The sequence below is a fragment of the Streptomyces sp. SID14436 genome, from assembly GCF_010548465.1.
Taxonomy (GTDB): Bacteria; Actinomycetota; Actinomycetes; order Streptomycetales; family Streptomycetaceae; genus Streptomyces.
On sequence record NZ_JAAGMD010000263.1, the window covers coordinates 1 to 15137 of the forward strand.

Annotated in this window: 14 protein-coding genes; 6 read left to right on the forward strand and 8 right to left on the reverse strand. The window is 73.4% G+C overall.

Going from position 1 to position 15137, the window contains the following annotated elements; translation table 11 throughout:
• Positions 1-148: 148 nt before the first annotated feature.
• Genes egtB through egtD form a run of 3 tightly spaced genes read left to right on the forward strand, consistent with a single transcriptional unit; the run spans position 149 to position 3254 of the window.
• Entirely contained in the window at positions 149-1468 is a 1320-nt protein-coding gene (egtB, locus tag G3I53_RS09495; protein WP_164334751.1) for an ergothioneine biosynthesis protein EgtB, read from the forward strand.
• Entirely contained in the window at positions 1468-2286 is an 819-nt protein-coding gene (egtC, locus tag G3I53_RS09500; protein WP_164438219.1) for an ergothioneine biosynthesis protein EgtC, read from the forward strand. The genes egtB and egtC overlap by 1 nt, the downstream gene beginning before the upstream one ends.
• Entirely contained in the window at positions 2283-3254 is a 972-nt protein-coding gene (egtD, locus tag G3I53_RS09505; protein ID WP_164332612.1) for an L-histidine N(alpha)-methyltransferase, read from the forward strand. The genes egtC and egtD overlap by 4 nt, the downstream gene beginning before the upstream one ends.
• A 30-nt stretch (positions 3255-3284) precedes the next feature.
• On the opposite strand, the gene G3I53_RS09510 is transcribed toward egtD, so the two are convergent.
• Positions 3285-4547 (reverse strand): extracellular solute-binding protein, encoded by a 1263-nt coding sequence (locus G3I53_RS09510; protein WP_164332613.1) that lies wholly within the window; start codon positions 4545-4547, stop codon positions 3285-3287.
• Between the two features lie 229 nt (positions 4548-4776).
• On the opposite strand from G3I53_RS09510, the gene G3I53_RS09515 reads away from it, so the two are divergent.
• The gene (locus G3I53_RS09515) at positions 4777-4992 is read left to right on the forward strand and encodes a dodecin (RefSeq protein WP_164332614.1); all 216 of its coding nucleotides are present in this window, start codon (positions 4777-4779) and stop codon (positions 4990-4992) included.
• Positions 4993-5043: 51 nt separating this feature from the next.
• Here G3I53_RS09515 and G3I53_RS09520 read toward each other — a convergent pair whose 3' ends face one another.
• The gene (locus G3I53_RS09520) at positions 5044-5535 is read right to left on the reverse strand and encodes a hypothetical protein (protein ID WP_164332615.1); all 492 of its coding nucleotides are present in this window, start codon (positions 5533-5535) and stop codon (positions 5044-5046) included.
• 116 nt (positions 5536-5651) lie between these two features.
• Between G3I53_RS09520 and G3I53_RS09525 the strand changes: the two genes are divergently transcribed.
• Positions 5652-6668: an LLM class flavin-dependent oxidoreductase gene (locus G3I53_RS09525; protein ID WP_164332616.1), complete on the forward strand. Its 1017-nt coding sequence runs from the start codon at positions 5652-5654 to the stop codon at positions 6666-6668.
• Positions 6669-6699: 31 nt separating this feature from the next.
• Here the strand turns inward: G3I53_RS09525 and G3I53_RS09530 are convergent, their stop codons facing one another.
• From G3I53_RS09530 to G3I53_RS09545, 4 genes are all read right to left on the reverse strand, one after another.
• The gene (locus G3I53_RS09530) at positions 6700-7551 is read right to left on the reverse strand and encodes a PRC and DUF2382 domain-containing protein (protein WP_164332617.1); all 852 of its coding nucleotides are present in this window, start codon (positions 7549-7551) and stop codon (positions 6700-6702) included.
• 246 nt (positions 7552-7797) lie between these two features.
• Complete coding sequence (locus G3I53_RS09535; protein WP_164332618.1) at positions 7798-8547, reverse strand: succinate dehydrogenase/fumarate reductase iron-sulfur subunit; 750 nt, start codon at positions 8545-8547, stop codon at positions 7798-7800.
• Positions 8544-10493, reverse strand: a complete 1950-nt coding sequence (locus G3I53_RS09540) for a fumarate reductase/succinate dehydrogenase flavoprotein subunit (protein ID WP_164332619.1) — start codon at positions 10491-10493, stop codon at positions 8544-8546. The genes G3I53_RS09535 and G3I53_RS09540 overlap by 4 nt, the downstream gene beginning before the upstream one ends.
• A 1-nt stretch (position 10494) precedes the next feature.
• A complete protein-coding gene (locus G3I53_RS09545; RefSeq protein WP_164332620.1) occupies positions 10495-11166 on the reverse strand; it encodes a succinate dehydrogenase in 672 nt (223 codons plus the stop codon).
• A gap of 132 nt (positions 11167-11298) precedes the next feature.
• Here G3I53_RS09545 and G3I53_RS09550 point away from each other — a divergent pair, with 132 nt between their 5' ends.
• Positions 11299-12183 carry a LysR substrate-binding domain-containing protein gene (locus tag G3I53_RS09550; protein ID WP_164332621.1) on the forward strand — a complete coding sequence of 295 codons (885 nt, stop codon included), beginning with the start codon at positions 11299-11301 and terminating at the stop codon, positions 12181-12183.
• 21 nt (positions 12184-12204) lie between these two features.
• Here the strand turns inward: G3I53_RS09550 and G3I53_RS09555 are convergent, their stop codons facing one another.
• Positions 12205-12363, reverse strand: coding sequence for a hypothetical protein (locus G3I53_RS09555; RefSeq protein ID WP_164438220.1), 159 nt, complete (start codon positions 12361-12363; stop codon positions 12205-12207).
• Positions 12364-12476: 113 nt separating this feature from the next.
• Positions 12477-15137 (reverse strand): CHAT domain-containing protein (locus G3I53_RS09560; RefSeq protein ID WP_164438221.1); only part of this gene is annotated, 2661 nt, incomplete at its 5' end.

A 15137-nucleotide genomic window follows, 5' to 3' on the forward strand; every position in this document is an offset into this window, starting at 1 on the left:
CCTCGCCCGCCGGCCCGCTCGACGGCCCGGACGCCCCGGCGTTCGACGACGGCCCGCCGCACGGCGCCCCCGGCAGCAGGCCGCCGCACCCTCCGTTCGACGGCCCGCCGCGGCAGGAGCCGTTTCCGCACGGGAAGGACACCCCCTCATGACCGACCCCGCCCTCGACGCCGGTACGACGCGCGAGCGCGCGGTCGCCTCGCTCGTCGCCGCCCGGGACCGCACCACGCTGCTCACCAGTTGCGTCGACGGACCCGACCTGACCGCGCAGCACTCGCCGCTGATGTCGCCGCTGGTGTGGGACCTCGCGCACATCGGCAACCAGGAGGAGCAGTGGCTGCTGCGGGCCGTGGCCGGGCAGGAGGCGCTGCGCCCCGAGATCGACAGCATCTACGACGCGTTCGAGCATCCCCGCGCCGAGCGCCCGCGCCTGCCGCTGCTGCCTCCGGAGGAGGCCCGCAGGTACGCCGCCGAGGTGCGGGCCCGGGCCCTGGACGTGCTGGACCGGGCCGCGTTCACCGGCACGCGGCTCACCGAGGCCGGGTTCGCCTTCGGGATGATCGCGCAGCACGAACAGCAGCACGACGAGACCATGCTGATCACCCATCAGCTGCGGCGCGGCCCGCAGGCGCTGACCGCGCCGGACCCGGAGCCGGTCCCGCTGTTCACCGGGCCGTCCGAAGTGCTGGTGCCGGGCGGGCCGTTCACCATGGGCACCTCGACCGAGCCGTGGGCGCTGGACAACGAACGCCCCGCGCACCGGCGGGAGGTGGCGGCGTTCTGCATCGACACCACCCCGGTGACGAACGGTGCGTACCAGGCGTTCATCGAGGACGGCGGCTACGACGACCCGCGCTGGTGGACGGCGGAGGGCTGGGCCCACGTCCGCAGGACGGGCCTCACCGCCCCGCTGTTCTGGCAGCGGGACGGACGGCAGTGGCTGCGGCGCCGGTTCGGCGTCACCGAGGTCGTCCCGCCGGACGAGCCGGTGCTGCACGTGTGCTGGTACGAGGCCGACGCCTACGCCCGGTGGGCCGGACGGCGGCTGCCGACCGAGGCCGAGTGGGAGAAGGCGGCGCGCCACGACCCGGCGGGCGACCGGTCGACGCGCTACCCGTGGGGGGACGCGGATCCGGGGCCCGAGCACGCCAACCTCGGACAGCGCCATCTGCGTCCGGCGCCCGCCGGCAGCTATCCGGCCGGCGCGTCCCCGCTCGGGGTGCGCCAGCTGATCGGTGACGTGTGGGAGTGGACGGCCGGCGACTTCCTGCCGTATCCCGGGTTCCGGGCGTTCCCGTACCGGGAGTACTCGGAGGTGTTCTTCGGGCCGGAGTACAAGGTGCTGCGGGGCGGTTCGTTCGCCGTGGACCCGGTGGCCTGCCGGGGCACGTTCCGCAACTGGGACCTGCCGGTGCGGCGGCAGATCTTCTCCGGGTTCCGCACCGCCCGTTCGGTGGAGGGCGCCTGATGTGCCGTCACCTCGCTTACGTCGGGCCCGAGTCGCGGGTCGGCGACCTGCTGGTGGTTCCGCCGCACGGCCTGTACCGGCAGTCCTGGGCGCCGCGCCGGCAGCGGTACGGGACGGTCAACGCCGACGGGTTCGGGGTCGGCTGGTACGCGCCGGACGACCCGGTGCCGGCCCGCTACCGCCGGGCCGGACCCGTGTGGGCCGACCTGTCGTTCGCGGACCTCGCCCGGGTGGTGCGCACCCGGGCGCTGCTCGCGGCCGTGCGGGACGCGACGCTGTCGGGTGCCGACGCGGAGGCCGCCGCCGCCCCGTTCGCCACGGGCGCCTGGCTGTTCAGCCACAACGGCGCGGTGCCGGGCTGGCCGGACTCGCTCGCGCCGCTGGTGCCCACGCTGCCCGCCGGCGACCTGCTGTCCCTGGAGGCCCGCAACGACTCGGCGTTCGTGTGGGCGCTCGTGCTGGCCCGGCTGCGGGCCGGGGACGCCGAGGGGCAGGCCCTGGCCGACACGGTGGTGGAGGTCGCCGCGGCGGCCCCCGCCGCCCGCCTCAACCTGCTGCTCACCAACGGTGCCACGATCACCGCGACGGCCTGGGGCGACACCCTGTGGTACCTGTCGCGGCCGGGTGGTGGCACGGTGGTGGCGTCCGAGCCGTACGACGACGATCCGCACTGGTGCGAGGTGCCGGACCGGACGCTGCTGGCGGCGAGCGCCACCGATGTGCTGCTCACCCCGCTCAAGGAGCCGGCCGCCCCGCTCCCCGACGCCCCGCACTCCCCCGGCACCCCCGACGACCACTCCGAGGAGCCCCGCACGTGAGTCCGTTCCAGCTGACCCGCACCCTCCCCGAGGACGCCACGGACGCGGCGCTGCGCGCCGACGTCCGCAGCGGCCTGACCGCCAGTCCGCGGACGCTGCCTCCGAAGTGGTTCTACGACGCGCACGGCAGCGAGCTGTTCGAGCGGATCACCGAACTGCCCGAGTACTACCCCACCCGCGCCGAACGGGAGATCCTGCTCGCCCGGTCCGGGGAGACAGCCACCGCCTCCGGCGCGCGCACCCTGGTCGAACTGGGCTCGGGTTCCTCGGAGAAGACGCGGCACCTGCTCGACGCGCTGACCGGCCTGCACACCTACGTCCCCGTCGACGTCAGCGAGAGCGCGCTGACCCGGGCCGGGCAGGCGCTGGCGGCCGAGCGGCCCGGGCTGCGGGTGCACGCGCTGATCGCCGACTTCACCACGTCGCTGACGCTGCCCGAGTCGCCCGGCCCGCGGCTGGTGGCCTTCCTGGGCGGCACCGTCGGCAACCTGCTGCCCGACGAGCGGGCCGCGTTCCTGTCCTCCGTGCGTGCCCTGCTGGCCCCGGGCGACGCGCTGCTGCTGGGCACGGACCTGGTCAAGGACGAGGAGGTGCTGGTCCGGGCCTACGACGACGCGGCCGGGGTGACGGCCGCGTTCAACAAGAACGTCCTGACGGTGATCAACCGCGAGCTCGGCGCCGACTTCGACCCGGCCGCGTTCGACCACGTGGCGGTGTGGGACCCAGAGCGGGAGTGGATCGAGATGCGGCTGCGGTCCCGTACCGCGCAGACGGTGAAGATCCCGGGCGTGGGCCTCGTCGTCGACTTCGCGGAGGGCGAGGAACTGCGCACCGAGGTGTCCGCCAAGTTCCGCAAGGAGGGCGTGCGGGCCGAACTCGCCGCCGCCGGGTTCGCGTTGTCGCGGTGGTGGACCGACGAGGAGGACCGCTTCGCCCTGTCGCTGAGTGTGGTGCGCGAGGACGGCTGACCGGGCCGGGGTGCCGGCCCGGCCGGCGGGTCACCGGCCGTCGAAGGACAGGGCGTCGGTGATGCGCCGGGAGGCACGTCGTGCCTCCTCGGCCGGGTCGGCGCCGGTGAGCACCTTCGTCATGAAGTCCTTGATCGGGTTGTCGGCCTCGACCCGGCCCCATCCGGGGGTGCTGGGGGTGGCCCGGCCGCGGGCGGCACCGGCCGCCATGGCGGCGACGGCGTCCTCCCCGGCCACCGCGCCGGCGAGGGTGGTCTTGTTGGGGACGTAGTTCATGGTGCGGGCCAGGTCGGTGTTCCACTTGGTGCCGACGAGGTCGGAGACCACCGCGATGGCGGCCTTCCGCTGGTCGGTGACGGCCGGGATCACGAGGTCGGAGCCGCCGGTGAAGACGGCGCCGGGCCGGCCGGCCTTCTTGCCGGGGATCGGGAAGTAGCCCAGCTCGTCCTCCAGGTCGGGGTTCTCCTGGAGAATGGCCCGCACCACTCCGGGGACGGCGACGATCTGCGCCACCTCTTCCCGGGCGAACACGCCTGCCTGCGGCGGGTGTTCCTCGTCGGCGTCGAGGGGTCCGTCGCCGAGGGCCTGGAGGCGGCGGTAGAAGTCCATGCCGCGCAGGGCCGCGGGGCTGTCCAGGGTGCCGCGCCAGCCGCCGTCGCGTTCCTCGGCGAGTTCGCCGCCCTCCTCCCAGATGAATCCGGAGAGGGTGTACCAGTCCTGTCCGGCGAGGTAGATGCCCTGGGTGCGGCCGGTGTCGAGCTTCTCGGTGACGGCGAGCCACTCGTCGCGGGTCTTCGGCGGGGCGGTGATGCCGGCCTGCCGGAAGAGGTCCTTGCGGTAGATGACGACGCGGTTGGCCGCGTACCAGGGGATGCCGTACTGGTGGGAGCTCCACTGTCCCGGTTCGGCGAGGCCGGGCAGCCAGTCCTCGCGGCCCCAGTCGCGCAGGGACTCCAGGGTGAGGTCGAGCAGTTCGTCGCCCTCGGCGTACTGGGCGACCTGGGTGTTGCCGACCTCGATGACGTCGGGCCCGCCCGGCTTCCTGTCCTTCAGGGCCCGCTGCACCTTCTCGCCGATGCCGGTCCACTCCTGGATGCGGATGTCGACGTCGATGTCGGGGTGCCGGCGTTCGAAGTCCTCGGTGAACCGGTCCAGGTAGTCCTGGGAGGCGCTGTGCTGCATCAGCCAGACCGTGACGGTGCGCCGCTCGGACCCGGATCCGCCGGGCATCAGGCCGCAGCCGGCCAGGAGAGTGGCTGACACACAGAGGAGGGCGAGCGGACGAGGTCTCACGGAGGGTCCTGTTCTGTCTGACGGGACAGGTCGGGGCCCGGCGTGGGGGGACGAGCGGTGCTCGGACGGGTACCGGCATCTTGGTATGGACCAATGAGAACGGTCAAGGCCGGTGGGTACCCGGCCGCTGTCTCGCGCTCCGCCGCGCCGTGGGGCACGGTGGAGTGACCTGTGTTGCAGGCGGTGTCCGCGCCGGGACGCGGAGCCGCCACGGAGAGGAGCCCCCCGCATGTCGAACCACACCTACCGCGTCACCGAGATCGTCGGCACCTCGCACGACGGCGTCGATCAGGCCATCCGCAACGGCATCGGCCGGGCCGCGGAAACCCTGCGCAACCTGGACTGGTTCGAGGTGACCCAGGTGCGCGGACAGATCGAGGAGGGCGAGATCAAGCACTGGCAGGTGGGTCTGAAGGTCGGCTTCCGGCTGGAGGGCACGGAGTAGACCGCCCGACCGGTGTCCCCGGTGGCAGGGCGGACCGGGGGCGCGCCTCGCTCAGGTGCGCCCCTCCCGCTCCTGAGCCGCCTTCAGGTCGCCCGAGGGGGTCGCCCACCGGGCGTGGAGCACGGTGAACCCGGCCCGCCGGGCGTCCTCGCAGACCAGCTCGTCGTCGTCCACCAGGACCCGGACCTCGCGGTTGCGTGCGAGGCGGCGCAGCACGGCCAGCTTGGTTACCCGGGCGGGCCGGCGGTCGGCGTTGCCCCGCATGTGCAGCGCGCCCTCCGGCAGTCCCTGGGCGGCGAGCCAGTCCAGCGTGTCGCGGCGGCAGCGCTCGGGGCGTCCGGTGAGGTAGACGACCTCGCACTCGCGCGCGCTCTCGTGCACCAGCGCGATGCCCTCCGCGAGGGGCGGGTCGTGCGGGGCGGCGGCGAAGAAGGCGTCCCAGTCGCGCGGCCTGCGCTCCAGGAACCGCTGACGGTGTGCGGTGTCGGCGAGGGTGTTGTCCAGGTCGAACACGGCCAACGGGCGGCGGCTGCTGTGCGTCACACGGCCAGCCTAGAGGCATGCCGCCCCGTTCCGTCGCCGGGCGGCATCCTTCCCCGGCCCCCCGGTCGGGCTGGGCCGGCCGGGAATGCAGGGCACGCGCAGGCGTTGAACCCGGTGTGACCTCGTTGCTCGCCCGCACCCGCTTCTCCGTCCTGGACCGCTCCCGCACCCGGGAGGGCCACACCGATGCCGAGGCGCTGCGCGACACCGTGCGGCTGGCGCAGGAGGCCGAGCGGCTGGGCTATCACCGGTTCTGGGTGTCGGAGCACCACGGCGTGCCGGGGGTCGCCGGCTCCGCGCCGACCGTGCTGGCCGCCGCCGTCGCCGGGGCGACCCGCACGATCAGGGTGGGGACCGGCGGCGTGATGCTGCCCAACCACCGGCCGCTGGTCGTCGCCGAGCAGTTCGGGGTGCTGGAGGCCCTGTTCCCGGGCCGGATCGACATGGGGCTGGGCCGCTCCGTCGGCTTCACCGACGGGGTGCGCAGGGCCCTGGGCCGGGACAAGGAGGACGCCGAGGACTTCGGGGCGCAGATCGAGGAACTGCTGGGTTGGTTCCGGGGCACCTCCCCCACCGGTGTGCACGCGCGGCCCGCGGAGGGCCTGGTCGTGCCGCCGTTCGTGCTGGCGGTGGGCGAGGGCGCCCGGGTGGCCGCGCGGGCCGGGCTGCCGATGGTCATCGGCGACCTGCGGGACCGGGACCGGATGCGCCGCGGCGTCGACCGCTACCGCGCCGAATTCAGGCCCTCGCCGTGGGCGGACGAGCCCTTCGTGGTGATCTCCGGGACGGTCGCGGTGGCCGCCGACCCGGTGAGCGCGCGGCGGCTGCTGGTGCCCGAGGCGTGGTCCATGGCGCACGCCCGTACCCGCGGCACGTTCCCCCCGCTGCCGCCCGCCGAGCGGGTCGAGGCGATGACCATGACCGCGCGGGAGCGGGACCTGTACACCTCCGGGCTCGCCGGTCACATCGCCGGGACGGAGGAACAGGTGGCGGCCGAACTGGAGTCGGTGCTGAAGGACACGGGCGCCCAGGAGGTGCTGGTGACCACCAGTACCCATGACCGTGACGCCCTGCTGGACTCCTACCGGCGGCTGGCCGCCGTCGTGGGCACGGTCGACGGCGCACACCGGTGACACCGCACCGGCGCGCGCCGTCGGCCGCCGGTCACTCCGTACGGCGCTGGTTGTGCGGCAGGTCCTCGACGCCCTCCGCCTCGATGCGCTCCTTGCGCACCTGGCCGCGGACCGTCTCCTCCTCGGTCTGCTCCTCGGTGGTCAGGCGTACCCGCTCCACCGGGACGGCCTCGGTCTCCACCACCGGCCGTTCCGCGTGGAGGGTGACCTCGTGCTCGGCCTCGCCGATCTCCGGGCCGGAGAGCGCGTCGCCGCGGTTCTCGTCGGTGATGGGCTCCCGTTCCACGCGCACCTCTTCGTGGCGCACGGGCACGGTCTGCTGGACCTCCTCGGTGACCACGTACTTGCGCAGCCTGGCCCGGCCGCTCTCGCGCCGCTCGACGCCGACGTGCATCTCCTCCTCGGACCGCGTCATGGCGTCGTCGCCCCGCATGCCCGTTCCGCGCTCGGCGGTACCGGGCGCTCCGGCCATGCCGGCTGTGCCCGCCGTACCGGCCATCCCCGCCGTACCGGCCGCCATGCCGCCCTCACCGGTCTCCCCGGTGTCGTCGGTCAGCACGTTGTCCCAGTTGACGCCGTAGTAGTCGTACAGGCGGTGCTCCTCGGACGCCGACAGGTGGCCGCCCGCGTCGACATCCACCTTCGGGGCGCCCTTGACCTTGTCCTTCCCGTACGGAACCTCGAGGTGGTCCTCGACCAGGGAGGCGTCGTGGATGGGAATGAACGACTCGCTGGAGCCGAACATGCCCGTCTTGACGCTCACCCACTCGGGGCGCCCGGTCATGTCGTCGAAGAAGACGTGCTTGGCGTCACCGATCTTGTTGCCGTCACCGTCGTAGACGGGGTGATCCAGAAGGATCGGGATCTCTTCGCGGGTGATCATCTGACTTCACCCTCCTTTCGGAGCTACTCCCTTCCGGTTCTCCGGCAAACCAGCACAGAAACTGACATACAGAACAAAGTGCACTTAATTTCCCGCAGTGCTCACCTGCGGCGACCGTGCCGGCGGTCGGGAGACGCCGGGCCACAGGCGCCCGGGAGGCACCGGGAAACACGAGACGGGACCGGGGATGAGCACCACTCCCGGTCCCGCCCGTCCGCCCGCTCGGCGAACGACAGTGGGGCGGCCCTATCGCTTCGCCGCCTTGCGGGTGGCGCGCAGCCACTCCTTGTTCATGCCGGTGATGGAGGTCAGCGGGATGCCCTTCGGGCAGGCGGTGGCGCACTCACCGGCGAGGGTGCAGCCGCCGAAGCCCTCCTCGTCCATCTGCGCCACCATGTCCAGCACGCGGGTCTCCCGCTCGGGGGCGCCCTGCGGCAGCACGTTGAGGTGGTTGACCTTCGCCGAGGTGAACAGCATCGCCGCGCCGTTGGGGCAGGCGGCCACGCAGGCGCCGCAGCCGATGCACTCGGCGTTCTCGAAGGCGAGGTCGGCGTCCGGCTTCGGCACCGGGGTGGCGTGCGCCTCCGGCGCGGAGCCGGTGGGCGCGGTGATGTAGCCGCCGGCCTGGATGATCCGGTCGAAGGCCGACCGGTCGACCACCAGGTCCTTGATCACCGGGAAGGCGGCGGCCCGCCACGGCTCGATGTCGATGGTGTCGCCGTCCTTGAAGGACCGCATGTGCAGTTGGCAGGTGGTGGTGCGCTCGGGCCCGTGGGCGTCGCCGTTGATGACGAGCGAACAGGCGCCGCAGATGCCCTCGCGGCAGTCGTGGTCGAAGGCGACCGGGTCCTCGCCCTTGAGGATGAGCTCCTCGTTGAGGGTGTCGAGCATCTCCAGGAAGGACATGTCGGCGGAGATGCCGTCCACCTCGTACGTGGACATGGCGCCTTCGGCGTCGGCGTTCTTCTGCCGCCAGACGCGCAGGGTGAGCTTCATGCGTAGCTCCGCTGGGTGGGGTGGACGTACTCGAAGACGAGGTCTTCCTTGTGCAGGGTGGGGGCGGTGCCCGTGCCGGTGAACTCCCAGGCGGCGGCGTAGGAGAACTCCTGGTCCTTGCGCTCGGCCTCGCCGTCGGGGCTCTGCGACTCCTCGCGGAAGTGGCCGCCGCAGGACTCGGTGCGGTGCAGCGCGTCGAGGCACATCAGCTCGGCGAGTTCGAGGTAGTCGACGATGCGGTTGGCCTTCTCCAGCGACTGGTTGAACTCCTCGCCGGTGCCGGGGACCCTGATCCGCCGCCAGAACTCCTCGCGGATCTGCGGGATGCGCTCCAGCGCCTTGCGCAGGCCCGTCTCGTTGCGGGCCATGCCGCAGAACTCCCACATCAGTTCGCCGAGTTCGCGGTGGAAGGAGTCCGGGGTGCGGTCCCCGTCGACGGACAGCAGCAGATTGAGCCGGTCCTCCGTCTCGGCCAGCGCCTCCTGCACCGCCGGGTGGCCCGCGTCGACCTCCTCCTTGTGCGGGTTGCGGGCGAGGTAGTCGTTGATGGTGGCCGGCAGGACGAAGTAGCCGTCCGCCAGGCCCTGCATCAGCGCGGAGGCGCCGAGCCGGTTGGCGCCGTGGTCGGAGAAGTTGGCCTCGCCGATCGCGAACAGGCCCGGGACGGTGGTCTGGAGGTCGTAGTCGACCCACAGGCCGCCCATCGTGTAGTGCACGGCCGGGTAGATCCGCATCGGCACCTGGTACGGATCCTCGTCGGTGATCCGCTGGTACATGTCGAAGAGGTTGCCGTACTTGGCCTCGACGGCCCCCCGGCCCATCCGCTGGATGGCGTCCGCGAAGTCCAGGTAGACGCCCTGGCCGCCCGGGCCCACGCCCCGGCCCTCGTCGCAGACGTTCTTGGCGGCGCGGGAGGCGATGTCCCGGGGGACGAGGTTGCCGAAGGAGGGGTAGATGCGCTCCAGGTAGTAGTCCCGCTCGTCCTCGGGGATCTGCGCGGGCGGGCGGGTGTCGCCCTTGGCCTTCGGCACCCAGATGCGGCCGTCGTTGCGCAGCGACTCGCTCATCAGCGTCAGCTTGGACTGGTGGTCGCCGGTGCGCGGGATGCAGGTGGGGTGGATCTGCGTGAAGCAGGGGTTGGCGAAGTACGCGCCGCGCCGGTGCGCCCGCCAGACGGCGGTCGCGTTGGAGTTCATGGCGTTGGTCGACAGGTAGAAGACGTTGCCGTAGCCGCCGGTGGCGAGGACGACGGCGTCCGCGAAGTACGTGTCGATCTTCCCGGTGATCAGGTCGCGGGCGACGATGCCGCGGGCCCGGCCGTCGACGACGATCAGGTCGAGCATCTCGGTGCGCGGGTGCATCTCGACGTTGCCGGCGGCGATCTGCCGGGACAGGGCCTGGTAGGCGCCGAGCAGCAGCTGCTGGCCCGTCTGGCCGCGGGCGTAGAAGGTGCGGGAGACCTGGACGCCGCCGAAGGAGCGGGTGTCGAGCAGGCCGCCGTACTCGCGGGCGAAGGGCACGCCCTGGGCGACGCACTGGTCGATGATCTCCACCGAGATCTGGGCCAGGCGGTGCACGTTGGACTCGCGGGAGCGGAAGTCGCCGCCCTTGACGGTGTCGTAGAAGAGGCGGTGGATCGAGTCGCCGTCGTTGCGGTAGTTCTTGGCGGCGTTGATGCCGCCCTGCGCGGCGATGGAGTGGGCGCGGCGCGGGGAGTCCTGGTAGCAGAACTGCACGACGCGGTAGCCCTGTTCGGCGAGCGTGGCGCCGGCCGAGCCGCCCGCGAGTCCGGTGCCGACGACGATGACGGTCTGCTTGCGCCGGTTGGCGGGGTTGACCAGTTTCGCCTCGAAGCGGCGCTTGTCCCAGCGTTCGTGGATGGGGCCCGCGGGGGCCTTGGTGTCGGCGATCCGGCCGCCGGTCCGGTAGTCGGCGTACGAGGTCATATCAGCTCACCACTCCGGTCATGACGCCCACGGGCACGGCGATGAATCCGGCCGTGAGCAGCAGCGCGAGTACGTTGGCGGCGGTCTTCAGGGCGCGGTCGCGGGCCCTGCTGCCGACGCCGAGGGTCTGGGCGGCGCTCCAGAAGCCGTGCCGGATGTGCAGGCCGAGCGCGAGCATCGCGACGATGTAGATGACGTTGCCGTACCAGGTGGAGAAGGTGTCCACGACGTTCTGGTAGGGCTTGCCGGACTCGAAGCCGCCGGCGTGCACGTGGCCGGTGGTCAGGTCCAGGACGTGCCAGACGATGAACAGGCCGAGGATGATCCCGCCCCAGCGCATGGTGCGGGTGGCGTAGCTCGTCCGGGCCTTCTTGTGGACGTACTTGTGGGGGCGCGCCTTGATGTCGCGGCGGCTGAGCTGGTACGCGGAGACCGCGTGGGCGACGACCGCGACGACCAGGACGACGCGGACCACCCACAGCGTCCACTCGTAGTGCATGAACGGTTCGCCCAGGGTGCGCAGCCAGTGGGCGTAGTGGTTGAACTCACCGGGCCCGAAGAAGATCTTCAGGTTTCCGATCATGTGGACGACCAGGTACAGCAGCATGATCAGGCCGCTGACCGCCATCACCGTCTTCTTGCCGACGGTCGAGTCCCACACGCTGCGTGCCATGGACGGCCGTCGGTCCGTCCGCGTTGCCAGAGCCATGTCATCAGACGCTAGGGCCGAAGGGCCCCATCGGTCCAAGACATGGTGCGGCTCGTTTCCATAGGAGATGCCTATCAGGAGGTCTAGGATGGGGCCATGCAGTTCCAGCAGCTCCAGTACTTCGTGGCCGTCGCCGAGACCCGGCACTTCACCCGGGCCGCAGAGCTGGTCCATGTCGCGCAGCCGTCGCTGTCGCAGCAGATCAAGGCCCTGGAGCGGGAACTGGGCGCCGACCTGTTCCTGCGGGCGCGCGGCAACATCACGCTGACGGCGGCGGGCGAGGCGCTGCTGCCGCTGGCCCGGCGGATCCTGGCGGACGCCGACACCGCCCGGCACGAGGTGCAGGAGCTGGTGCAGCTGCGCAGCGGCCGGGTGCGGCTGGGCGCCACCCCGAGCCTGTGCACGGGCCTGCTGCCGGACGTGCTGCGCGCCTTCCACGACCGCTATCCGGGCATCCGCCTGCTGATCGAGGAGGGCGGTTCGCACGACCTGGTGCGGGAGCTGGCCCGCGGCGCCCTCGACCTCGCCCTCGTCGTCCTGCCGCTGCCCTCCCCCTCCCCCGCGCTCACCACGGTGGAACTGCTGCGCGAGGACCTGGTGGTGGTCTCCTCCCCGGACGCTCCCGCGCCCGGCCGGGGCGGACGGTCGGTGCGCATCGCGGACCTGGAGGGTGAGCGCCTGGTGATGTTCCGGCACGGCTACGACCTGCGGGAACTGACGGTGGCCGCGTGCCGCGCGGAGGGCTTCGAACCGGACTTCGCGGTGGAGGGCGGCGAGATGGACGCGGTGCTGGGCTTCGCCCGGGCCGGCCTGGGAGTGGCCGTCGTGCCCCGCATGGTCGCCGCACGCTCCGGCCAGGGCCTGCGCGTCACACCGCTGGCCGGTCCCGGCCTGGACCGCACCATCGCCCTCGCGCACCGCAGCGACGTCGCGCCGCCCCGCGCCGCACGCGAACTCCAGCGGATGCTGCTGGAGCGCTGACCCGCGCGGCGGAGGGGCGGGTCAGGCACCGGTGTGGAGGTGGGCGGCCCAGCGGGTCGGCACGGCCGGACAGGCATCACGGACGGCACGCACGGCGGCGTTGAGCGCGGCGGCCGAGGCGGTCGGGTCGGCGGGACGCGTGCCGCGAGCGGTCAGCGCCGCGTAGACCTCCGCCGCCATGCCGGGACCGCACCATCGCCCTCGCCCACCGCAGCGACGTCGCGCCGCCCCGCGCCGCACGCGAACTCCAGCGGATGCTGCTGGAACGCTGACCCGCGCGGCGAGGGGACGGGTCAGGCACCGGTGTGGAGGTGGGCGGCCCAGCGGGTCGGCACAGCCGGACAGGCATCACGGACGGCACGCACGGCGGCGTTGAGGGCAGCGGCCGAGGCGGTCGGGTCGGGGGGACGCGTGCCGCGGGCGGTCAGCGCCGCGTAGACCTCCGCGGCCATGCCGGGACTGTCCGGCGCCCGCCAGAGGGTGCCGATCACCGAGCGGAAACCCGCGAGCTGGAAGGCGGCCGCCAGGTGCATCGGCTCGTCGGGCAGGCCCGGGTGCGGCTCGGCCGTGCTGCAGGCGGACAGGAAGGCGAGGGCCCCGTGGTCCAGCGGCGACTCCTGGATCCGCGTGGCGGGCAGCGTGCCGCCCGAGGCCAGGTGCAGCCCGCCGCCGCGCAGGAGCGCCAGGGACGCGTCGTTGTCGCCGTGGCAGGCGAAGTGGACGACGGTGTGTTCGCCCAGGGCCTCCTCCACCGCGTCCACCGTCGCCTCCTCGTCGATCAGGAGGCGGGCGCCGGGGACGGCGGCGAGGACGGCCTCCGCCTCCCGGCGCGCCTGCGGCAGCGGCGGCAGTCCCCGGGTCTTCTGGACGGCCACCACGAGGGCACCCGGGTGTGCGGCGCCGGACGGCCGGTCCGGGCCGTCGCGCAGCGCGCGGGCGAGGGCCGCGAGGGTCGGCGTGTAGGAGGGGGTCACCCGGTCCATGACGGTGGGCGGCGGCTCCGGGGAGCCGGGCGGACGCGGGCGGGTGTGATGGCCGGCGGCGTGCAGCGGCAGGCGCACGACGGGCCCGGCCGGACACCACCACAGCCGCGGCCTCCCGGCGTCCGCCCGGTCCGTGCCCGGCACCCGGGCGAGCACCGGGGAGGCGACCTCGTCCCACAGCCACTCCAGGACGGTGTGCAGCTCCGTCTGTGCCGCCGCCCGGAGGTGGTGGGGAAGCCGGACGTCGGTGGCGTCCCGCACGGCCTGCTCCGTGAGCGCGGCGCGCCGCTCGACGGCCTCGGTGGTCAGGCCCGGCAGCGGGATGTGGACGACGTCCTGCCGGGGGTCGGCCGGGACCAGCAGGGCGTGGCCGCCGTCCGGGTGGGCCAGCACGAGGACGACCGGCCGGCCCGCGAGGCGGCGGCGCAGGCCGGCGATGTCGGGCTGCCGGGTCGCCTCGGCGAACTCGGGTGTGGCGGCGAAGCGTTCGAGGAGGGCCTCGCGTTCGGCGGCGAGCCGGCGGGTGCGGGCGGCCACCTGCGGACGGGGGTCCCACGTTTTCTCGTCCGTCGTCACGACCCGGCCGAAGGCCCGCCGCTCCTTGGACTTCACCTTCACGGCGACGACGTTGGCGAAGATGTCGGCCTCGGACAGGGCCGAGTCGATGCGCGCCAGCCGCTCCGCGGCCACGGGGTCCACCGACTCCAGCAGGGTGCGCAGGCGCCGGCCCGTCATGGCCTCGGAGTAGAGGACGGCACGGCCGCGTTCCAGCAGTTCCACCGCGTACCCCGGCCGGCCGCAGCGGATCGCCGCGACCGCGGCCTGCGCGGCCAGGTGCGGGGCCCGGCGGGCGGCGTCCTTGCGGGCCGGTCCGGTCAGCCATCGCCGGGCGATGCGGGGCATCTGGGCCAGGGCGTCCTCCAGCGCCCGCAGGGCCAGGTGCGGATCGTCCCCGGCCAGGGCGAGCCGGGCCCGCGTCTCCTGCGCTTCGAGCCGCCTGCCGATCGGCAGGTCCTCGTCCGCGACGACCGCGTCCCACGAGGCCAGCGCCTCCGCGCGCAGGGTGGCGGCCTGACCGTCCTCCTCCTGGGCCAGGTCGTGCAGCACCGTGCAGGGCCGGGCGAGCAGCATCCGGCGTTCGGTGCGGAACGGGTCGTCGGGCGGGGTGAGCCGCACCGCCTCCCTCGCCAGGGCGAGGGCCTCGGCCAGTCCGCTGCGGTCGCCGGTCTCCTCGTAACGCACGTACAGCACCTGGCTGAGGGCGCTGATGAACCGCGCGTGGTCCGGGTGGCCGGGGGGCAGCATGTCCCGGCCCGTCCGGTAGAGCCGCTCGGCCTCGTCCAGCCGGTCGGCGGCCCGGTCGGCCCCGGCTCTCCAGCGGAGCAGCGTGGAGGCCAGGTTGAAGATCAGCTCGTGCTTGTTCGGATGGTCCGCCGGCAGGCTGTCCGCCGCCGCCCGGGCCACGGCGACGGCCTCGGTTCCGCGGGCGGGTTCGTCCAGCACCACGGCGGCCTCTTCGAGGAGGCCGGCCAGGGTCGACAGGCGGAACGGGCGGAAGGGCGCGTCGGCCGGGGTCAGGTCGAGCGCCCTGCGCTGGAGGGCCAGCGTCTCGGGCAGCAGCGACCTGTCCCCCAGCACGTTGGCCGTGTCGAACAGCAGGCTCGCCAGATCGTCCAGTCGGGCGGGGGTGTCCGGCTCCCCGGGCGGCAGGGCGGCGGCGGCCTGCCGGACGAGGCCCACCGTCTCGTCGGCCAGGACGTCGTCGACTTCCTCGGAGCCGTTGGCGGCGAGCCACACGGTGGCGCAGGCGAGAGCGGCCAGCGCCCGCCCGGCGAGGGGGTGTCCCGGGGGTGCCGCGTCCGTCGCGCGCAGGGCCCGGGCGCGGGCGCGCTGCAGCGAGGCGTCCGGTCCGGCGTCCCCGCAGAGCTGCACCTCGGCCTCCGCGGCGAGCACCAGCGCGGCCGTCCGGTC